The sequence below is a fragment of the Pseudoalteromonas sp. Of11M-6 genome, assembly GCF_022347905.1.
In the GTDB taxonomy this organism is placed as follows: Bacteria; Pseudomonadota; Gammaproteobacteria; order Enterobacterales; family Alteromonadaceae; genus Pseudoalteromonas.
On record NZ_JAKRFW010000056.1, the window covers coordinates 1 to 22134 of the forward strand.

The 22134-nt window shown below is 43.3% G+C and carries 11 protein-coding genes and 1 pseudogene; 9 read left to right on the forward strand and 3 right to left on the reverse strand.

The window, feature by feature from the left end; translation table 11 throughout:
• On the reverse strand, positions 1–3359 hold a 3359-nt coding region (locus MHN32_RS20300; RefSeq protein ID WP_239422648.1), incomplete at its 3' end, for a hypothetical protein.
• Between the two features lie 184 nt (positions 3360–3543).
• Between MHN32_RS20300 and MHN32_RS20305 the strand changes: the two are divergent.
• The 3 genes and pseudogenes from MHN32_RS20305 to MHN32_RS20315 all read left to right on the forward strand — a co-directional run.
• Positions 3544–3916 (forward strand): annotated as a pseudogene (locus MHN32_RS20305) (ClbS/DfsB family four-helix bundle protein); the annotation flags it as partial.
• A gap of 289 nt (positions 3917–4205) precedes the next feature.
• Positions 4206–4706 (forward strand): GrpB family protein, encoded by a 501-nt coding sequence (locus MHN32_RS20310; protein WP_239422649.1) that lies wholly within the window; start codon positions 4206–4208, stop codon positions 4704–4706.
• A 115-nt stretch (positions 4707–4821) separates the two neighbouring features.
• Positions 4822–5493: an SDR family oxidoreductase gene (locus MHN32_RS20315; RefSeq protein WP_102058479.1), complete on the forward strand. Its 672-nt coding sequence runs from the start codon at positions 4822–4824 to the stop codon at positions 5491–5493.
• A 66-nt stretch (positions 5494–5559) separates the two neighbouring features.
• Here the strand turns inward: MHN32_RS20315 and MHN32_RS20320 are convergent, their stop codons facing one another.
• Positions 5560–8166, reverse strand: a complete 2607-nt coding sequence (locus MHN32_RS20320; protein WP_239422650.1) for an ExeM/NucH family extracellular endonuclease — start codon at positions 8164–8166, stop codon at positions 5560–5562.
• Positions 8167–8464: 298 nt separating this feature from the next.
• On the opposite strand from MHN32_RS20320, the gene MHN32_RS20325 reads away from it, so the two are divergent.
• The gene (locus MHN32_RS20325) at positions 8465–9199 is read left to right on the forward strand and encodes a transporter substrate-binding domain-containing protein (protein ID WP_239422651.1); all 735 of its coding nucleotides are present in this window, start codon (positions 8465–8467) and stop codon (positions 9197–9199) included.
• A gap of 113 nt (positions 9200–9312) precedes the next feature.
• On the opposite strand, the gene MHN32_RS20330 is transcribed toward MHN32_RS20325, so the two are convergent.
• Positions 9313–16455, reverse strand: a complete 7143-nt coding sequence (locus MHN32_RS20330) for an Ig-like domain-containing protein (protein ID WP_239422652.1) — start codon at positions 16453–16455, stop codon at positions 9313–9315.
• Positions 16456–16963: 508 nt separating this feature from the next.
• Here MHN32_RS20330 and MHN32_RS20335 point away from each other — a divergent pair.
• The 5 genes from MHN32_RS20335 to MHN32_RS20355 all read left to right on the forward strand — a co-directional run bounded on the left by MHN32_RS20335 (position 16964) and on the right by MHN32_RS20355 (position 22133).
• On the forward strand, positions 16964–18967 hold the full coding sequence (locus MHN32_RS20335; protein ID WP_239422653.1) for an alpha-amylase family protein: 2004 nt from the start codon (positions 16964–16966) through the stop codon (positions 18965–18967).
• A gap of 179 nt (positions 18968–19146) precedes the next feature.
• The gene (locus tag MHN32_RS20340; RefSeq protein ID WP_102058483.1) at positions 19147–19701 is read left to right on the forward strand and encodes a type 1 glutamine amidotransferase domain-containing protein; all 555 of its coding nucleotides are present in this window, start codon (positions 19147–19149) and stop codon (positions 19699–19701) included.
• A 62-nt stretch (positions 19702–19763) separates the two neighbouring features.
• Positions 19764–20228, forward strand: coding sequence for a pyridoxamine 5'-phosphate oxidase family protein (locus MHN32_RS20345; RefSeq protein ID WP_010369644.1), 465 nt, complete (start codon positions 19764–19766; stop codon positions 20226–20228).
• Positions 20229–20444: 216 nt separating this feature from the next.
• Complete coding sequence (locus tag MHN32_RS20350) at positions 20445–21302, forward strand: mechanosensitive ion channel domain-containing protein (protein WP_102058484.1); 858 nt, start codon at positions 20445–20447, stop codon at positions 21300–21302.
• A gap of 9 nt (positions 21303–21311) precedes the next feature.
• Entirely contained in the window at positions 21312–22133 is an 822-nt protein-coding gene (locus MHN32_RS20355; RefSeq protein WP_102058485.1) for a CBS domain-containing protein, read from the forward strand.
• The last annotated feature ends 1 nt before the right edge of the window (position 22134 follow it).

Below are 22134 nucleotides of genomic sequence, written 5' to 3' on the forward strand. Positions count from 1 at the left end.
TGGTTGTTAGTATCGTAGTTATAAATATTAGTAATACCATTAACAGTTTTGCTAGTGATATTGCCAGTTTTATCATACCCGAACTTGCGTGAGCCCCCCCAAGCTGAGGAATAGGCACTCAGTATCCGCTCTGCATTATCATATAGGATGTTACTGATACTGTGGGAACTATTAATTCCATCTGTTATAGATGTAATATTGCTCTGTGCGTCATAGGAGTATGATTTCTTTATCAAGAAGTTTGAACCATTTTTGCCCCATATACTTGCCACTCGCATTTTACTGCTGTCTGTATTGAGCACATATTTCAGACCATTTCCATAGCTGAAGCTCTTTAGAGCTCCTGTAGGTTCATACAAAACATCCGTTACGTAATTTGAAGCCTTTGTTGGTTCTTTAAATGCGTTTGGTGCGTAATAAACGACTGAATTGTCTGGGTACGTTATGTTGCTTAAGCCACCATTTCCAGAGTATGCATAAGTAAAATCATAGTCGGTGCCATCCACTAACGTTGAGCGCGCGATGACTCGCCCAAGTTTGTCATAGCGATACGAGACATCTCCAACCCCATTTACAGCTCTGAGTAATTCACCCGTTGGTTTATAGGAATAGCTAATATCTTTTGTCGAGCCAGGGTAATTAGCTAATATTCTACGATTAAGTGCATCATAGGTATAATACGTTGTGCCGCTGCCGTCTGTCCGTGAACTGGTGATATTACCTAAAGCATCTCTTCCGTAGTAATGACCGAATGCTGGGTATACTTCTGAAGTGATGTAATCTTTATAAGTCGGATGGTAACCATATAAAATGCTATACCCTCCTTGTGTTACTGAAAGCAACTTACCAACACTATTTTTACTAAATGAAGTGATAATTGTCCCACTGGATGAAGGGGTATTAATCTGATAGACATATCCATCGTCAGCACTACCGTAACCTGCATAATGGTTAGTTGTGCTTGCCCCTCGACCGTCTGTAATTTTTGTTATATTGTTGCTTAAGTATTTATATATGCTGCTGGAGATTGGAGAGGTTAATGTCGTAAGCCGACCAATAGCATCGTATTCAAGTGATACACGACGTGGCTCAGTGCTCTGCAAGGACATAATAGATTCAAACTTTAGTTTGTTATCACTATTAAATGCTCTATTTTGATATCGTGTTATATTCAGGTGAGTATCTTGGTAAGATGTCAAATAGCTACGATTAAGTCCATCCAACTTATCTACTTGTTTGTAGTTGCCTTGTATTTTAGTAACACTATTCGTTCCATAGGTATAACTGATGTCATCGCCAGTAGGCAAATTAATAAAGGTTACGCGATTATTAGTGTCATAAGTATAACGAAAAGAGTCACCGTTTTGATTGGTAAAGCTAGAGAGCTTACCAAAGTAATTCACTGTGGCTTTCATAGAACCGATTGGGTAGGTTATAGCTCTAGGAATGCCTCTATAGTAATTGCTATAAGTTGTTGTATATCCTCTAGCATCTTTGACCGACGTCAATAACGCACCGGTATATCCAAAGGTTTTACTCACACCATTTTTGGTTTCACTTATTAGCTGGCCATTAGCATTGTGAGTGCGGGTTATCGACAAATCATTACCAATGGTTCTATTCGCCAAAATATCCAATAACCACTTTGAACTATTGCTATAGTAACTTAGGGTTTGAGTTCTGCTGCCAACATTTCCTGTTTCAGTTACCGTTTTTGGAGAGCCGTACTTTGTAAAGTTACTATAGTTAGTTGTATACGTATCAGTTCCACCTACTCGATACTCACTATATACGGATTTGGTTTTCTGTGTTTTATGGGTATACCCCTCTAATAAATAAGTCAGTCCATTTATCGATTTGCCTATTACACCACCTTTGGTCCAAGTATTTTCAGTTTTAGAAACTAAACCGCCATCATACACTTCTTCACTTAAAATCAGTCCTTCCCGCCATCCGAAACGTCGCGAATATGTTATTTTGGTTGCTACCCCTTCAGGGTTTGTAATTTTAATATATTTACTGTCAGAAACGTTTTCACCAACTCTTCCACCGCCGTTTTCTGAATAGTTGTAAGTCCAAATCATTGAAGGAAGACCTGGGCCCGATATCGATTTTCTAACAAGAGACATATGACTGCTATCTATATCTACAAAATATCGTCCGGTACTCATATTCTTTTCTTTAGGAACATTTGAGCGGGCATGCAGAGTTTCTCTTACATTAAAGGTACCAATAGTACCGTTAGGATGTTGTATTGTTCCCGTTCCAGTTTCTATTACTTGATCATATTTCGAGGGAGGGCGTTCCGGTATGAGAGCTGCAAGAGCAAATTTCCAATATCGAGAGTCTGGTAAAGTGACTTTAGTTAAATCTCCATCGGTGTATGAGTATAACCAACTTCGTCCGTTTGAGGTGATTTTTGAAACCATTCCATCAGCGTTATACGTTAAGAGAATGCTTGCTCCATTGGTTTCATTACTTTGGATTTTGGTTAACTTTGCATCACTGTAGGTATAAGATATCGAGTTACCGTGCACGTCTTGCTCTTTGGAGAGAAGTAACGTCACCATTGAGCGTCCAGCAGGTTTAGTTGCGCTAAGTCCCTGATATATGGTGTCAAATCGAGAGTAAGCAATTTGGCCAAAAGTATAAGTAGTACCATCCGGAGATTTGGCGCTATAAATACCGTTTGAACAACTGATTACCCAGTTTTCTTTATTCAAGAAGTATGCATTAGCTGGTAAGGAGTAAGTTACATTTTTTCCATAAAGCTGCATGGACGTGGACAAACCAGCCAACAATGGTCCATTCTGGTTGTCTTCAGGTTCGATACCTGGGCGCAGTGTTTTGGTGGCATTCCACCCAATGGTTGTGCAACGGTCAACCCCACTATGGAAATTAGCTCTAATGGGACCATAAAGTCTTGGTAAATCTAATGACCAATCTCCAAATATCTTATAGGAAGAACTTGATTGGCCCCCTTTAATTCGCTTGATCTTAAGTTTTAAGTCACTATTGGTCGGAATAATTAAGTCGGTTTGAGCGAAACCCACTTCTCCAGTGTAAGCATCATGTTGCTCGCCCAGCAAATCATGGGAAAGTACACCATAATTATCTGCTGCTACACTATATCGCTCTTCAGAGGTAAAAGCGCTCTCTGCTACCTCCTCTTCAGAGGTAAAAGTGTTCTCTGTTACCTCCTTTTCAGAGGTAAAAGTACTTTCTGTTACCCCCTTTTCTGGAGGTATCGCTGCAGCGAATGGTATGAACCAAGCAGCAGTTAGAAGCGTTATTACCTTTAAGTTTTCTAGGATATAGCAACCCGTTAAAGTTGTTCTTTTTACTGATTCCAATTTCATTATATACATTCCTTTTGTTATATAACTGGAAGTACAATACATAGATGTAAAGTTTTAGTAAAGCAATTAAGTGTACATTTGGTTGAATATTAATCTTCACGGTTGGTTGAAGGCTCTTAATGTGAAACTAGTCCATTTTTTAGAAATGACTTTCAGAGACAAAGATCAAGATTGTATTTAAGATACACTCATTAGCGTTAGTGATACGGTGGCTCACTTGATTGGTTGGGAGAAACTCGTTCTTAAATGGCACCGCCTAAGTTCTCAAAATCAACACGTGATTGCCCAGAAACTAGCTATAAATGGAAGCAATTGGGCTCACTTGCCGAAAGCTTCCACGAAGAGTGTCGAGACTGGAAACTCGAAGACTTACATATTGAACTTAAGCCTACGATTAACGAGTACTTTTACTTATGTCAAGCTTAAGTAAGCATGATTTCTACGATATTGCGTAGTATGAACAACGGGTTTTGGGGCGCATGACTCAGCTTAAAACGTCATCACCTATGAAAAGTAGGCGTACAAAAGTTCGACGCTTCAATCGGGAATTCATATAACAATTTAACAGTGATTCGCATACGTAGCATTTTTACTAGACGTTGGTTTTTGTGATAAAGGTGGTGTGTAGATAGCACAGATAGCAGACACCTACCATAATATAAATGCAAATTATGGTGGGTGTCTGTGTTAGCCCTCCGAAGGTGGACTTTATCGGAAGCAGGGGACGAAAAACAGCTCGAAAACGTCAATTACCAAGGTGTTGATGTCGTGGTGATGAGCAAAGCTTTGCTTTAGCTGTATACTGTTCCGAACCAAACTTAGAGCAACTACAGGACTTTCCTTTCAATGGCAGACCAAGCTATTTCACTTTCTAAATATAATCAAGATTGGCCACGAATGTTCCAAGTGGAAAAGCGAAGGTTAGCGCCTTTGCTTTGCCCTTGGATTGAAGGTGGTATTGAGCATGTGGGTAGTACAGCGGTGGTTGGTATGGTTGCTAAGCCTGTGATAGATATTATGGTGGGTGTTAAGTCGCTAATAGCGTCAAAAGAAGCCATCCAAGTGCTCACTCAACACGGTTATTGTTATTACCCCTATAAAGCTGACGTAATGCACTGGTTTTGCAAACCAACGCCTGAGTTTAGAACCCATCACTTACACCTTGTTCCTTTCAACAGCCTACTTTGGCAAGAGCGTATTTCTTTTAGGGAAAAATTAAGAGCATCATCAGTTTTAAGAGCTGAGTATTGCGCGTTGAAGCAGGCGTTAGTACAAGAATACAAAGATGACCGTGAGCAATATACTCAACAAAAATGGCCGTTCATTAAACGGGGGTTGGGTTGTTAATTTAATGTTGATATTTTGGTTCTAAGCCCAATATAACGTAAAGCAGTAGTCAAGTACTAAATAATGGGGCTTGGCTCTGCTGTGATTTTTACGTTAGAGGAGTTGAAGAAAAGGAATGAAAGGAAAAAAGGTATTAATTGTTGGTGGGAGTACAGGTATTGGCCTCGCATTGGCAAAACGCGTAAGTGAAGATGGAGGTGAGGTATTAATAGCCTCGAGATCTGCATTTGACAAACAAGCTAGCATTAGAAGTCAGCCATATCTTGAAAGTTGTACTTGTTATTCGGTTGATATTACGGTTGAAAGTGAGATTAAAAACCTACTTGAGAAAATAGGAAAAATTGATCATCTTATTTTTACTGTTAAGTCTCCACTCATTGTTTCTCCATTTTTAGAACTCGACCTCAAAGAAGTTCGTCATGCTTTCGATACTAAGTTTTGGGGGCAGTATAGCTTTGCTAAATTGGCTCACCAATATATTAACGATGGCGGGAGTATTGTGTTTTCGTCGGGAACATTAGGTAAACGCCCTTACAATGGGTACTCAACATTAAGTACGATAAGCGGTGCAGTTGAGTCACTTGGGAAGGCTTTGGCAATTGAGCTTGCTCCTATTCGGGTCAATACCGTTTCACCAGGATTTAAAACATTGAAAGAGTTGGAGGAAAAAATTCCTCTAGGTCTTGGAAGTGATTCTCAAATTTCCAATGCATATTTGTTTTTGATGAATGACAGTTATATAACGGGCGCATCGATAGTGAGTGATGGTGGGGCTATGCTCGTTTAGGAGTGACCTACAATGCTAAGAAAAACCCAAGAGCCTTGGCTCTTGGGTTTTACGTTAAAGCAGCAATTAATTCGCTTTTGTCGCTTTATATTTGATAGTTACATTGTAATAAGGGAATAGGCCGCGCAGGCGGAAATTCCATTTACCTTCTGCAGGCTCGTCAAATACACAGCTTTCTTCACTCCCCCAAAGGTATGGACGACAGTCGTACTTGAAGAAGTTTGGCATTTTCTTATGGCGCACATATAGGTCTGCTTCGCCTTGACCTGTGATTGACACTTCTAGTTTATCAAAGCCCGCTGGTAGCTCGATTGAGCGATGTTGCCACCAGAACCAACCTGCAAGGCCTGTAAACTCGCCTTCAATAATCGTCGGCTCTTTAGCAAGGTTTAGGTCGATAACCACTGGGTCATGATCCGATGCGCGATAAGCGTGTGTTGCGTAAAGACTTGCTTTGTGAGTATCTGACTTGTACTCAGTGTTGTAGTCTAGCGCAACGGGTTCGTCAGCATTGATATGCCAATCCGTTACTGACTTTACTTTTTCCATCATCGTGTTTGAAGCAAAGGCGTGATCTAGGCTACCGATACGCCCTTGATACACGTATGAGTAATCTAAGCTACTGCCATGAAGCGTTTGCTTAATGTTAGCATAACCATTCTCGACATAGGTGTTGATTGGATCTTCCTGAGCGTACGCGTTCATGTCACCTAGAATAATCACATCATCTTCTGCAATCCCTGTCGGATTTGTACCAAGCCAAGTTGCTAGGGTATTAACCGCTGTGACTCGAGTTTGGTTCCAACAACCTTGACCATCATTTTGGTCTTGATCTAAGCCCTCAGCTTTTGAACAACTGCCTTTAGAGCGTAAGTGAGCCATTACCACAGTGAAGACTTCGTCGCCGTTTGCCTCTTTGAAAGTTTGTACGACAGGAGGGCGGTTACCGTAATCAAATGGTACGGCTTCGGTAAATGCTGGCGTGCCTACTTCAGCTACTTTGTTACTACGATAGATGATACCGGATGTAATTGCATCCCCACCTACTTGATCAACATTTAGGTTTACAAATGCGTAAGTATTAGCAGAGTCTGCTGCATTTAAAGCGTTAACGAGGTCGGCAATCGCACTAAACTCACCAAAGCCATCGTTCTCTACTTCTAGCAGACCGATAATATCGGCATCGAGCGCCGAAATTGCAGCAACCGTTTTTGCTTTTTGGCGTTCAAACTCTTCTAGATTGTCAGCGCCTCGTGACGTTGGGAAACCTGCACCTTGACCGTCACCATTGAAGTAGTTTAATACGTTGAAGCTAGCAATACGTAAATCTCCACGCACTTCTACCTGAGGTGCTTCTGTACGTAGATTAGTATGAACAAAGTTTGGTGTTGATGTTGGGTGAATACGGTATTGGCTATAACCATATCCCATTACACCCTCAAGGCCCGTCACAGAATCGCCCAGTCGTAAGGTGTTATAGGCATCAAGTGTGGGTGATGGGTAAGGAATAACCTCAGGGTTTTGTACTGATGAACCATCATCAAGTAAAATTTCTTTGCGCTTGTTCTCTGCTTCTAGCTGGTTTGCTGCATCTCCAGGAGTTGCTACTTGAGTGCTTTGATACAAACGTTCAGTACCTAGGCGTACTTCGCCGTAACGTGCAAGTCCGTATGTATCGTTAACGACCAACTCATTTGAAATCGAAACCAACATGCCCTCGTAGGCTTCAAGGCCATTCTCTGCAGGTAAAGTAACGGTAGTCGCTGAAGCCGTTGCAGAACCGCATAGCTCAATTGCGTCGACGTTAATAAGTTGAGTTTGACCATACTTCTCTTCAACTTTACCACGTAATTTAACCACATCTCCTGTGCTTACTGGAGTTGCGGTATATACGACAAAAATACCTTCGGAAGTATTATTATCAGCATCATAGTCAGTGCTTTCTTCTTGAAGGAAGAAGCCGCCAAGCCCTGCATCTGATTGTAGGCTTGCAGTGACAACAGCTTGAACTTCAACCGTTTCTCCAGCCAATGGACTTGCATCGCCTGCGCCCTGAATGGCACTTATCAAGGTATTATTTTCGCCACAAATAACTGGCTCTGGCTCAGGTACGTCACCGCCATTAATGTGGATACCTAGGTTGCTAAAATCGTCCTTCGCAAGTGCAAGCCATTGTCCAGTGCCAACAAATGCAGAAGTTGCATCGGTGCGGCCAGTTGTTATTGCAGGATCTCTGACAAGCGTTTTATCTTTTGTTCTAATATCGCCATCAATCCATTCACTACCTGGGTCGACACCAACCTGACCTAGGCTATCAACAACTGCACCATTGAGCGTAAGCGTAACGGCATCATCACCATTAAACCAGCTACTTGTGTTTGTTAACTGTGCTTTTGCAATGATCTCTGCTGCTGAGTCAGCATGAGCAATAACATAAGTTGATTTAGCCGCAAGTTCACCACTTAGTTCTATATTCGTGCGAGCTTCTGTTGCGCCATTAAAGAAAAAGTTGACTGAGTAACCAGTTAGATTGACAGCTGCATCACTACCATTGTAGAGCTCAATGGCTTTGTTATAACTGCTACCTTCAACATACTCAGAGATAATCACTTCTGCTTGTGCATTTAGGCAAGCTAATGCAATAGCTGAAGCTAGGATAGATTTTTTAATCATTTTTTAATTTTCCCGTGTATTAGAATTATCCGAATTTTTATTCGGACGCAGTATTTTAAGCGCTATTGATGACAATTCAATTAAACTTCACGGTTTGTTTACATTGGTTTACACTAAATTGTGTGTTGAAGGACAAAAGTCGTTGAATTTTATGCCATATTCAAACGTTGCCAGTGAGCAAGTATGTGTATATTTCGTGATGCAACGGTTGCGCTATACTCAATTAGGGTCGGAGCAAACATTTATGGCAAAGTTGTCAGCCAACTTAGTTTGAAGGTAAAAGTGGGAGAGAGTGGACATGGCGATAAAAAGTTTAAGACAGTCATGCCTCCTGCTTATTGCCCTGTCGTGCACATCATCTGCAAATGATGCCATAGTGGGGGCGCATAATGTTTGGCCTCCCTATGTCATTGATGAAGATTCTGGTTTTACTGTAGATTTAGTTCGTGCGGCATTTAAGGCAGAGAATCAAGATTTTGAAATGCTTATTACGCCTTTCAGTCGTGCCATGCGAATGGTAGAGAAAGGGCAGGTCGATATTATCCCCGCATTATGGCGTTCGGACAGTCGCGATGAACGTTTTGTTTTTAGCAAAGCTTATTACAGTAACCGGCTTGTACTTATTTCACGTACAGAATCTGAGATTAACTTTGAGCACTTGGAAGATCTAAAGGGGTTGAGTGTATGCGCTATTCGGGGTTTTCGTTCTGAAATTGCGCTCGCGCAGATTTCGCAAATTCGTTTAGAAAAGCTCACAAATTTGACCTCTTGTTTATCACTCCTTAATAAGCAGCGAGTAGAAGCCGTAGTAAGCGATGAGCTTGCCTTTGCCTATTTACGGAGTCAACACACTGAATTTCATCACCTTAAAGTACATCAATCGACCATTGCACAATGGCCTCTTCATATCGGTATTAGCAAATCCCATCCAAAAGCAATGGAAGTTATTGAATTGTTCGATAAAGGCCTTTTACTACTACAGACTAATGGTATTTATAAAGCGACACTTAAAAAGTATCAATTAGATGAGTGAGTAACCGAGCATGCTCGGCTCTATCGCCACAGTGCTTTATCGCAAAAAGAAAGGGGTAATGAAGTGAAACTTCATTACCCCTTTCTAGTGTGGTTTTTAACCTGTTCAGGTCGCTAACGTGTTATAGCTTGCCACCGGCGAATTACTACAAATGCAAGGCTGAGCCAAATCAACCATACCGGCATACTACCACTATCACTCTTGTTCGTGACGGTATCAGTAGGTGCTTTGTTGACTGTAATATTCACACTACCTTGAACACTCGCTTCACCATCTGTGATTGTGTAGGTAACGGTTTCACTGCCAACAAACCCAGCATTTGACTGATAGGTTAAGCTGTAGTCAGCATTAACTGCGACACTACCGTGCTGTGCCGTTGCCTCAGTTACTTGCAGCATATCGCCATCGCTATCACTGTCGTTTGCTAGAACATTAATGGTAATTGGCTTTCCAGAAACAACTGTTGCAACATCGGAAACCGTTATGGGAGCCGTATTGGCAACTACAGTAATTACTACGCTCGCTCCTGCGGTTCCTCCATTACCATCGGTTATGGCGTAACTCAGCGTATCTACTCCGACATACCCCGTGTTTGGTGTATAGTACAGAGTATTATCTGGATTAATTTGTACATCGCCAAAGCTTGCAGAAGCATTTGCCACGGTGAGCATATCTCCATCAGCATCAGTGTCATTCGCTAAAACATCGATAGTAATATTGGTGTTCCACTTCATACTAATTGTATCGTCTAGCGCTACAGGCATCTGATTATTAGATAGCAGTACACCGACACCACCTGGATCCACAATACTACCGTTTGCTTCACCATCGTCATCATTGATACCACCATCTTCTATCTGAAGTTGCACACACCAATGTCCTTCTGTCAGGCCCTCAGACCAGCTTTCATCTCCTGGAGGAGGACAAATGCCAGGCTCACCTTCCGCACTAAAGACGAGGTTATTTGCGTCTTCCACAAAGTTCACCCAAAGACCTGAGGACGCTTTAAACTTACGATATACAGCATCTCTTGGGATAGGTAGGCGCTGTGGCATCACTAGCTGATATACTTGACCTGCTTTCGGTAGCCCGTAAGCAATAAAGTCAAACAAGCCGCCAGTGATTTGTGCATCATCATCGTCACCTAGTTGTGAATTACCCTCGTCATCTGTCATCAGTAGGCCACCGGTTTCACCACTAGCAGTAAACTCGCCCTTACGTAAACAGACTCCAGGGTTACCTTCGACTAAGAAGCCGTCCTGCGTCACTACTTCCTGAGGCATAACGTTACACTCGGTGATAGCGTCTTGGAAATCAGGGATCCCGTCTCCATCATCATCGGCGTAACCCTCTTGACTATCAGGGATAAGATCGCCATCCGTATCTTCCGTATCAGATAACTGTTGCAATGACTGGGTCACTTGAATAAATACGCTCTCACTATCTTGCGCACTACTAGAGTCAGTTGCTGTATGCGTGATCTTGTATGTCCCCGCTTGCAGTTCTTGAGGGTTAAAGCTTAGTTGCAGTGTGTCCTCCGTATATTGATCGGAAGTCATACCTGTTACTTTCCATGCGTTCGTCACTGTGTCGCCAGCATTTGGATCGGCCACCGTTGCAACGACAGATACAATTCCTTCATCTTGGCTAACGGTTAGCCGGTTTTGGTCATTCTGAGTCACAACTAGTGAGACATCCGGCGCAATATTTTGCTCGCTCACTGTAATAGTGGTTTCCCGTTTTGCACCAAGGTTAATACCGTTATTTAAGCTGACCGTGATCGTCTCATCGCCCTCAAACTCACCATCTGCAACTGTTTGAATTGAAATGTTGGCTTTCGTGCCCGAGCTTATCGTCACCGAGCCGCTACTCAAGTCATGATCAACACCTGATATTGCACTACCTGTTACGGTATAATCGACAGTTACAGGATATTGCGGAGCAGGGCCATTTAGTAGCACTTGAATATCTACCTTACTGCCTTCAGCAATGGTTTTATCTTTACTCAACGACACTAGCGGATTCACTCTCAACAACTGTTGATCTGTTCCTAAGTTACCGTCTGCGTCTGTTGCTTGCCAGTAGACGTTATGCTCTCCTGGTGCAAATATGGTTTTACCTTCTGTAAGCGTAACGGGTAAAGGCTCACCGCTGCTATTAAGTGCTGTCGCAGTACCCAGGTTTACCTTGGTAAATAGCCCTGTCGCATTAATCTCTAGATCTGCTGGGGCGGTGACAACAGGAGGTTCACCATTGACTGCACCACTTATTTCTAATAGTGCATTTGCTTTAGCTCGACCACCATGACCATCACGAATGGCGTAGTTCAGAGTAACAGAGCCCGCGAAGTTACTTGGAGCAGTGTACTGCAGAGCATTGTCGACTACGCTGGCGTTGCCTAAACTTGCCTTGACACCTTCAATAACGAGGGTATCACCATCTACATCGGTATCATTCGCTAGCACATCAAGGGTGAATGTATTATTGGCTGAACCATCAAGCTGGAAGCTATCACTATTCGCAATAGGTAAATCATTTACAGGTGTGATAGTCAATGTAACGGTATAGTTATCACTTTGCAGCTCTCCATCGCTCACTGAATAGGTAAAACTATCGTCCCCATTGAAGTCAGCTTCTGGTTGATATACCCAGCCTGCACCGCTGTTGGTTAATGACCCATTTGCTGGCTGACTACCAATTGTCAGCGTTAAGGTATCATCTTCGGCATCTTGTAATGTCGGCAGAATAGTCAAAGACGTATCTTCTTTAACAGTGAGCGAGAGGTTTTCACCTTCTGGTGCCGTATTCTCTGCAACCACTTCAAGGTTAAATGCTGGTAAACTCGCATTGTCTGTACCGTCACTAACGCTGATTTGAATACCGCTAGTCGTACCAATATCTGTCTCTGACGGAGTACCAGATAGCTCACCGGTTGATGCTGAGAATAGAGCCCAGCTTGGCTTATTAGTGATCGTAAAGCTTAATGTGTCCTCATCTTCATCCGTTGCAGCAGGTACAAAGCTATAGTTTTCCCCCACTGTGACTTTTACGCCAGGAGTACCACTTATCGTCGGTAAACGATTGATGTTGACTACGCTTAGCGTGAAGTTAAGGTTTGCGCTTTCATTACCATCACTAACACTGATTGTGATGTTGTATTGCTCACCACCATCATTAAAGGTAGGAGTACCTGTTAGCGTACCCGTTGTACTACTGAATGTAGCCCAATCAGGCGCGTTGGTAATGCTAAAGGAAAGGTTATCATTATCCTCATCGGAAGCACTAGGGGTGAAGCTATAAATTACTCCCTCATTCACAGTGGTTGCTGGCGTACCCGTAATGGTAGGTGCGCGATTTACATCTGTTACAGCGATTGAGAAGGTCAGATTTTGAGAGGCGCTACCGTCACTAACTGTAATGACTATGCCACTGTAAGTACCTGCCTGATTGAAGTTAGGAGTTCCAGTTAACGCCCCAGTAGTTGAACTAAATGATGCCCAGATCGGCTTATTGGCAATAGAGAAGCTTAGGTTGTCATTATCAGGGTCACTTGCGGTTGGTGTGAAATTATAAGTACCGCCTTCAAGCACTGAAGTGGATGGAGAGCCACTAATTGAGGGGGAACGGTTCACATTTACAACATTAATATTAAAGTTCAGCGTTTGTGTTGCGGTACCATCGCTGACTGTTACTACAATACCGTTGTAGTCGCCAGCATCAGTAAAGCTTGGCGTGCCGCTCAAGGCTCCTGTACTGGTACTGAAAGTGGCCCAACTTGGTTTATTGGTGATACTGAAAGTAAGCGTATCTCCATCAGGATCAGAGGCTGTTGGAGTAAAGCTATAACTGCTATTTTCATCAACACTAGTCGCAGGTGTCCCACTAATACTTGGTGTGCGGTTCACGTTAGCGACAGTAATATCAAAATTTAAGGTATCACTGGCTGTGCCATCACTCACTGTAATAACAATACCATTGTATGCACCTGCATCGGTATAACTAGGTGTTCCCGTTAAACTACCGGTTGAGGTGCTAAAGGTTGCCCAGCTTGGTTTATTGGTGATGCTAAATGTTAAGGTGTCGTTATCTTCGTCGGTTGCGATAGGCGTAAAACTATATGCAACGTTTTCGTTGACGGTCGCCGCTGGAGTACCGCTGATAACCGGTGCTTTATTTAACTCAACAACAAAGCTAAATGTTTGATTGGTAATTGCGGTAACACCGTCTTCCAAGCCATCCTCTAGTGAAAAGACAAAACTGTCACTCGCATTTTGAGAGTCGTCGTGGGCATAAAATAAGTTGCCATTTTCAATATCAGCTTGTGTGAACGTACCATTGCTGCCGAGCGCTTCACCACTGTCTAAGCTGTCATTACTGTTGGCATCAACAAAGAGGCTTCCGTGACTTGGCAAGGTAGTTACTGTGTACGTTAAACCTGTACCACTGTCATCAACATCGCTTGCAGACAGAGCTGAACTCGTGATGTTTATTGTTGTACCACCATCTAAGGTTAAACCCGTGTTAGTTGCGACAACGGGCGCATCATTGACGTTTGTAACCGTAATGGTAAAGCATTGCTCGCTGGTTTCAGTACCGTCGGAAACAATTAAACAAATATAGTGATCGCCAACATCGTCATTGCTAGGCGTACCCGTCAACGTCGTCTCTGCCGGTGATATTTTTCGAATTCGATGGTTGCCGGTATCTGCAACATAAACGATGCCATTGCTGTCTACTGCAATACCAAAGGGTTGGCTGAAGCGTGCCACACTCGCTAAACCATCTGTACTTCCTGAGACTCCGGCACTTCCTGCAAAAGTGGTTACTACGCCTGCACTGGTTATCTTGCGAATAGTGTGGCCCGTTTGCTCGGATACATAAAGGTTATCGGCGCTGTCTAGTGCGATATCGTATGGCTTATTAAAGCTTGCTTGCGTTCCTGTGCCATTAGCCGAACCCGCCGATCCCGTTCCTGCAAAAGTGGTTACAACACTTGCCGAGGTGACTTTACGAATAGCGTGATTGTTGCGGTCCGCTATAAATAGGTCGTTGTTGCTACTACTACCGCCATTATAGGGGAAGTTGAATTTTGCCGATGTTCCTGTTGCATCAGTAAACCCAGAAGACCCTTTACTACCCGCAAACGTGGTTACGACGCCTGCAGGGGTTATTTTACGAACGATATGAGGGTTCGTTTCTACGACAAATAGATTTCCGTTGCTGTCAATCATGATACCTGTTGGTGCAGCAAAAGTGGCTGCTGTGCCAGTTCCGTCCGTGCTGCCAGGAGAACCACTGCCTGCAAAGGTAGTTACTACTCCTGCCGGGGTGATCTTACGGATTTTATTGTTTGAAGAATCTGCAACATAAACATTGCCAGAAGCGTCAACTGTTACGGCTTTGGGAAAGTTAAATGAAGCAGCACTACCAGTGCCTTCATCAGAGCCTGCGGTTCCAGAACCAGCTAGTGTAGTGACAACGCCCTCAGGTGTAATTTTACGGATCACATGGTTACTGTAATCGGCAACATACACATTGTTGTTACTGTCGGTTGCAACGTCATAAGGAGATTTAAATGAGGCGGCAGTCCCAGTTCCATCGGCATAACCAGAGCTTTGACCTGCAAGTGTAGACACCGTTGCTTCTGTGCTTGTATTTAAGCTTAGCCAACTTGGAAGCGGGGTGCTAGCCGAGACAGAAACGGTGACATCATCTTTGTCAGGGTCGCTGGTGGCTATTGAATATTTGTACACTGAATCCTCAGTTGATGCAGTGACCGCTGTGGAAGTAAAGGTTGGCTTATCGTTGACTGCCGTGACGTTCACGGTGCTGGTTGCTGCATCACCATCAACGGTACCATCATTCGGCGTAACCGTGAGCGTCATTGCCGCTGTGTTGTCGGTTTCCGTGGTGATATTTAGCTTAGTCGTCACATCGAGATAGGTATTAAGCGCAGTCGCTGACCCACTTAATGTCATACTTGCAGTGCCACTTCCTGCCACTGTGACGCTGCTCACTGTGCCATTACCATCGGTGCTTGCGATGGTGCCACTGTCCAGAGCCAAGGTAACCGTTAAGTTGTCATCTTCGTTATCAGCTAAGACGACCGCTGATAGATCAACCGTTGTTGCGACATCTTCTGTCACAGTAAAGCTTGCTGGTAAGTTACTAATTGTAGGTGCGGTATTGGAAATATTGGCATCTAAATAGGCTGATTCATGCCATGCGACACAAATTAAATTCAGTGCGTTGTTACAGGGCACACTGCCTATTAAGGTATACCAACTGCCGTTTTGGTTGGCAACACCTTTGACAGTATTAGAAGGTGAGGTTCCGCCCGAACAGTTATTCGCAGCGTTAAAAGTGCCTCCCGAATCGGAGAAACTCCAAAAATACTTAACGTTGCCCGAATTTTCTAGCATGTCGGATGCATTACTATTAAGGGCGCTAAGTGTGCCGTTGACAAAGTCATCCCAATTGGCGTCAGCAAGCTTAGTGCCTCCGCTATTAAAAACATTAACACTAGGTAGGCTGTAATTAGTGTCAAGGCTGGCGATGTCATCGGATGCAGAGAATGAAATTACAGCATGTGCTCTAACCGGTCCATTACTTACTGCTGTTGAAGCAGAACTATCAATAATATTGTTTAGACGGTTATGCTTGCGTAGAAATTTACTTTTGCATAGGGCATCTGCTGTGGTTCTTGCTTCTGCAGCAGTTGCTCCAAAGTAACCATTGCCCAGTTCACTAGTTTGATCCGCGTAATCAAATACAATAAGTTTATCAGAGGCTGGTAGCTCAGTGCCGTTACTAACATAGTAAGCTTCGAACACTTCAGGTCTTATCGAGTTACTCGCAGGCAATAACGCAACAACGCCGTTGTAGCTGGCAAGATCACCTCCAGAGAGCGTAACATGGTAAATTGAACTATTACCTGAGTCGACGGTGACTTGTGTGATTGATGCGGTTGTTTTACTACCTGTATCAATAGTTGTGTCGTTATTGGTGTCTTTTTCATCGCCCAGAATCGTAAAGTCACTGGCGGTTGGCGCAACGGTATGTGCGTTAACAAAGGTGACTTTAAAGACTAATTCATCTGCATTGGTAGTTTCGTCAGTTGGTGTGAGCCTTTCGACTTTTTGCCAATTTTCGAGTGCAAATGCGGATGAGGTTAAGGCGAAAAATATACTGCCAGCTATGCAGCTGTTAGAGACAATCTTACGAACACGGCTTAAAAGTGAGCGCTGTGTAATCATAATGACCCCTGAGTGGTTCAGTTACTAGGTTGATAACATTAATAGAACTGCTTCGGATGACATCTCTGTGGGTTTTTTATACAAAGATGTCATTTGAGTGTAGTTGATGTTTTGAAGCTTGGAATGACTCTTCTAAAAATTCGTAACCTAAAACAGAAACTTAGAAAAAATTCTCGTTTTATTTATAACAACAGCTTTATGTCTATCAAAATAAAAAAATAAGAAAAAAATATTATCTAATGTTGGTTTTTTGTATTTCAAAGCATGTGTTTATGTAATTGTTTAATGGTTATTGATTTGTTAATTGCAATTTTCATGTTCTCGCATATGGCGAGCAAGGATTCAGTTGCTAGAGGAGTTCATTCATTGCTGAAGCTGAAATACTACTCGGTGTTTATGCTATTTCTTAGTAAGGCTACTTGTTAGTAAAACTAATGCATACGTATTCAGTAGATTGTTTAGCTAGGAATTCTATATTGTTAATCTTGTGTGAATAAGAGGCGCAATAATGAAAAATATAAAACTAAATCAAATTGCAGCGGGTGTGTTGTTAACATCCAGTTGCGTTACACCTGCACATGCAGCTGAAGGCGACCCAACAACATTCGTTCATTTATTCGAGTGGTCTTGGGCAGATGTTGCGACGGAGTGTGAAACATTTTTGGGGCCAAAAGGCTACGCGGCTGTGCAAGTATCGCCACCCAATGAGCATATCACAGGTGATCAATGGTGGACTCGTTATCAGCCAGTCAGTTATGAGATAGCGAGTCGTAGTGGTAGTCGAGCCGAATTTGCCGATATGGTCGCAAGGTGTAAATCTGCCGGAGTAGACATCTATGTTGATGCCGTTATAAACCACATGGCCCATGGCAGCGGCATCGGAGTTGCGGGTAACGCTTTTGGCAACAAACAATATCCTATCTATAGTCCACAAGATTTTCATAACACCTGTGCAATAAACCCTGAAGACTACGGTAATAATGCATGGCGAGTACAGCACTGCGAACTCGTGGGGCTTCATGATTTAGACACCGATGCGAGCTACGTACAAAATACCCTAGCGGGCTTTTTGAACGATTTACAGTCTCTGGGCGTGGCAGGGTTTAGGTTAGATGCAAGCAAGCACATGCCTGCAAGTGATATTGGCGATGTGTTAGCCAAGTTAAATCAACCAGCGGTCGTTTTCCAAGAGGTGATTGATCAAGGAGGTGAGGCGGTTTCTGCTTCTGAATATCATCAAAATGGCTTAGTCACCGAGTTTAAATACAGCATTAAACTGAGTGAGACATTTAAGCAAGGCAAGTTGGCTTGGTTAAAAAGCTTTGGCGAAGCTTGGGGTATGATGCCAAGTTATAAAGCCGTGGTATTTACAGACAATCATGACAACCAACGCGGGCACGGTGGTGCAGGCTCTATCGTTACCTTTCATGATGGCAAACTGTATGATTTAGCAAATGTATTCATGCTGGCATATCCTTATGGTTATCCTAAAGTGATGTCGAGTTACGAGTTTAATGGTGACACCGATGCTGGTGGCCCTTCGGTGCCTGTTCATCAAAACGCTAACCTCAACTGTACTAGCCAACTATGGCTGTGTGAGCATCGTCGCCCAATGATTGCAGGTGCGATGCAGTTTAGAAATCATACTAATGGCAATTGGACGGTGGCAAATTGGTGGGACAATGGTAATAACCAAATTGCATTTTCCCGAGGTGATTTAGGCTTTGTCGCTATTAACCGAGAATCTTCTAGTATGGTTCAAAGCCTGCAAACGGGGCTTTCAGCGGGCACCTATTGTGATGTGCTAAGTGGAGGTATCGGCCAAGGAAACTGCGCGGGTAGAAGCATCGAAGTTGATACCAATGGTTACGCACAAATTAATTTAGCTGCTATGGATGCCTTAGCCATTCATCATCAAAGTAAACTGGCAACACCACCAGAGATTGGTGATTGGCAACGCACATTAGTCTTTATTAAAGCAGAAACGCAATCTGGTCAGGATATGTTCGTCCGAGGTGGCCTTGATCATGCCGCAGCATTGCAGCGCGGGATTGATTGTAGCGCTGACCCTACGCTTTGCTCTTTACCTGTCAAACATTTGAACATGCGAAACATGACAACTGCGTCTTGGAAAGTGGCTGATAACAGGCTGGATTGGCTAGCGGCTGAAGCCGGGCAGTCTAGTGGCGCCGAAGGGAGCCCTCTGGATTGGACAACCAATATTTGGCCTCCTAGCTGGGGCGCGGAAAAGCGTTACGATAGCGATGGTTTTGGCGTCATGTCACTCAATCAATGGGGAGCACATTACTGGTTGCTGGAAGTAGAAATGGACTGTAGCAAAACATTCAACGGTTGGTTTGAAGTAAAAGCATTCGTGAAAAATGGTCAAGGCTGGGAAGGGGATATTAACCAACAAGACACGCCATACACGAGCAATAATCACTTTGCTCAATGCGGAAAATTGAACGTGTTTGAGTTTGGCACAAACTCAGCCTCTATCTCTTCATTATAATAAAGATGGACTAGGGCTAACCTAGTCCAGATTTACATTCCTCTGTTCTGTAAAGATTACATCCAATCAATACACTAATCTTTAATGTTTATATATTTCATAAGGTTATATGATGGTATTGATTCTGCATAAGTATCCGCATCTACCTCTACACCAGCAACGTATTGAAGGAGAGAATGATGACGGAGTCAGACAATATTTCAGTCGCGATCTTAGCCACTGACGGGTTCGAACAAAGTGAGCTAATTAAACCTAAGCAGGCGCTTGAAAGCGCTGGATTTAATGTTGATATCATTTCATTAAAAAAGGGAGATATTACCGCTTGGGATGAAGACAATTGGGGTGAGAAAGTCGCCGTTGATTTAACCTTGGATGAAGCCATACCCAGTAAATATGCGGGGCTCGTTTTACCAGGCGGGTTATTCAACCCAGACAGACTAAGGCAGGAAAAATCTGCGGTTAAATTTATTCAGGCCTTTTCACAGTTTGGAAATAAGCGTCCAATTGCGGCGATATGCCACGGCCCTTGGCTGTTAATCGAAGCCCAGTTGGTAGAAGGTAAAACGCTTACCTCTTTCCCTAGTATCAAAACCGATCTTAAAAATGCAGGCGCAGACTGGATTGACCTTAAAGTTGCGGTAGACGACAACTTGATCACAAGTCGCAATCCAAATGATCTTGATGCTTTTAATGAAGCAATTATTGAGGCTCTGCAACAAGATACTATCAATTAATCGAAAGAGTGGGTTTGTGCCGTTTCAAGCAGACGCTAATTGGTATAAATAAGGAGAAGATAATGTCAGACATAAAGAAAACTTTTTGGGAAGCGCTAGACAGCAGCCCCAATGTGATGATTGGTTTGAGTGATGACAATAATCACCATGAGCCAATGCGAGCACAGTTGGATAAAGACGCCAACGGCGAGTTTTGGTTTTTTACCAGCAAAACAAATCGTATTGCTAAGTGTGGCAAAGCAACCGCACAATTTTCCAGTAAAGGGCATAATGTATTCGCTTGTATTCGCGGACACTTAATCGAAGAAACAAGACAAGACGTACTTGATGCCCATTGGTCAAGGCAGGCAGAGAGTTGGTTTGAAAAGGGTAAAGATGACCCAGAGCTTATCATGCTCCGTTTTGAACTGGACGATGCTGAAATTTGGCATGTTAGCCCTGACTTGAGCGGCTTATTAAAACTAGCCGTGGGCAAAAATGTGGAACCGGAAGAAATGGGTGAGCGAGAAACCATCCGCTTTAGGTAGCTATATCACCCAATGTAAAGAAACAACTAGGGCGCAAAGACGGTACTTGTTTTTGCGCCTTAATTGCTGCCATTCTCTCAAAAATGTTCCCAAACGTATTGTTAGTAGTTTAAATATTTAGGACTTAGGGGAATTCTCTGGACAACGGCTAACACTGTGATAACAATGAATGTATTGATTTAAAAGTAAGCTGTTTTAGCGAATTCAGGAGTTTACATGGCCACCGAGGGTACCTTTGATAATTGGCAACACGCCTTATCTGCCAGTTACGAGCAATTAATCAATCAACTTGTGACTCATACGCCGCAACTATTGGGCGCGGCACTCATGCTGTTTGTCGGTTGGATAGTGGCCTGGCTATTGAGCAAGCTGACTATTTCGTTATTTAAGCTTTGCAATCGTGCATTGGCGGGTTTAAGTCAACGAGTGCAAACCGAACAAACGCTTCAGCTAAATCTAAAACACGCTCGATTAATAGGGAAAACCGTGTTTTGGGTCACGATGATGTTTTTTATCGCAGCGGCCACATCCAGCCTTGGCTTAAACTTCTTCAGTGATTGGATCTCCTCGCTACTCAGTTACTTACCAAATCTACTCGCTGGGATATTTATTATTGTTGGTGGTTATCTGCTTGGCAATTTGGCCAGTGCCATGGCAAGAGCCGGAGCGCAGTCCGTTGGGTTTGCGCGAGTTGAAGTCGCGGGTAACATAGCCAAGCTCGCGATTCTATTTACCGCAACGGTAATAGGTATTGAGCAATTAGGGATCAATATTCAATTTGTGACCAATATGGTGGTGGTGCTGACAGGCGTATTGTGTGCAGGAGTTGCGTTGGCCTTTGGTCTTGGGAGTAGAGAGCTAATCGCAAATACCGTCGCGGCAAAACAAGCGCTGCGTCACTGTCGGATTAACGATCAAATTGAAATTGCAGGCGTTTCAGGTACGCTCACCGAAATCACAGCAACGATGCTAGTGATTGAAACCCAAAAAGGGAGAACCCTAATACCGGCAAGGCAATTTTTAAAAGAATCGGCACATATTACCGCGACACACAGCCATTCAAGTAAGCAGTAGGGAGGCTCTATGTCAGCGTTAAACCTCAAAATTGCGCAACACTTTTTACAAGAAGAGCCAGCTGGCGCCGCGCGCTTACTTTCTTTGCAAACGCCAGATGTCGCTGCCAAGTTACTAAAAACGTTATCAAATGAAGTTGCTTTAAACGTGCTTAAAGTCATGCAGCCCCGCAGTGCAGCGGAAATTCTGATAACGCAAACGGATGTGGATATTGCTAGGTGGCTTGGCAAAATGAAGTTGGCTGATATTGCAGCTATCTTTAGGCATTTACAGGATGAAGAACTTGCCCGTTTTCTTAACCTCATCTCAGTAAGACGACAAACACTCTGTAAGATGTTGATTAGCTACCCTGATTATACTGTGGGTGCATGGGTTGAAACGGACGTATTAATTCTTGAAGAAACAATGACAGTTGAGGAGTCACTGCTGCGCTTAAAAAAACGTGACTATATCGGGTTTACGCTAGTTTATGTGGTAAATCAGCATCGCCATGTGGTGGGTCAGCTATCACTAACTCATTTGCTTCGCAAAGCGCCGCAACAGAAAATTGCAGATTTAATGGATACTCACGTTGTTTCTCTAAGTGGTTATACCGAGTTGCATAGTGCATTGAAATCGCCCGTTTGGGCGCAACAAGATCAGGTTGCGGTTGCTAATCGAAGTGGTGATTTTATTGGGGTATTGCCACATCACAGGGTGAGAAGTGCACTGGGTCGAATGGATGAAACAAAAGACAAGCCAAGCGAATCTTTAGATTTGTTAGATGCCTACACCAGTTCGTTTGCCAGTATGTTAGATACATTGGTGCCAGTTAAGGTCAAGGGGAAATAAG

Excerpts from the sequence above, each read along its gene's own strand:
- MHN32_RS20310 (WP_239422649.1), top strand. The coding sequence starts at position 4,206 with ATGGCAGACCAAGCTATTTCACTTTCTAAATATAATCAAGATTGGCCA.
- MHN32_RS20335 (WP_239422653.1), top strand. The coding sequence starts at position 16,964 with ATGAAAAATATAAAACTAAATCAAATTGCAGCGGGTGTGTTGTTAACA.
- MHN32_RS20350 (WP_102058484.1), top strand. The coding sequence starts at position 20,445 with ATGGCCACCGAGGGTACCTTTGATAATTGGCAACACGCCTTATCTGCC.
- MHN32_RS20330 (WP_239422652.1), bottom strand. The coding sequence starts at position 16,455 with ATGATTACACAGCGCTCACTTTTAAGCCGTGTTCGTAAGATTGTCTCT.
- MHN32_RS20340 (WP_102058483.1), top strand. The coding sequence starts at position 19,147 with ATGACGGAGTCAGACAATATTTCAGTCGCGATCTTAGCCACTGACGGG.
- MHN32_RS20320 (WP_239422650.1), bottom strand. The coding sequence starts at position 8,166 with ATGATTAAAAAATCTATCCTAGCTTCAGCTATTGCATTAGCTTGCCTA.
- MHN32_RS20345 (WP_010369644.1), top strand. The coding sequence starts at position 19,764 with ATGTCAGACATAAAGAAAACTTTTTGGGAAGCGCTAGACAGCAGCCCC.
- MHN32_RS20325 (WP_239422651.1), top strand. The coding sequence starts at position 8,465 with ATGGCGATAAAAAGTTTAAGACAGTCATGCCTCCTGCTTATTGCCCTG.
- MHN32_RS20355 (WP_102058485.1), top strand. The coding sequence starts at position 21,312 with ATGTCAGCGTTAAACCTCAAAATTGCGCAACACTTTTTACAAGAAGAG.
- MHN32_RS20315 (WP_102058479.1), top strand. The coding sequence starts at position 4,822 with ATGAAAGGAAAAAAGGTATTAATTGTTGGTGGGAGTACAGGTATTGGC.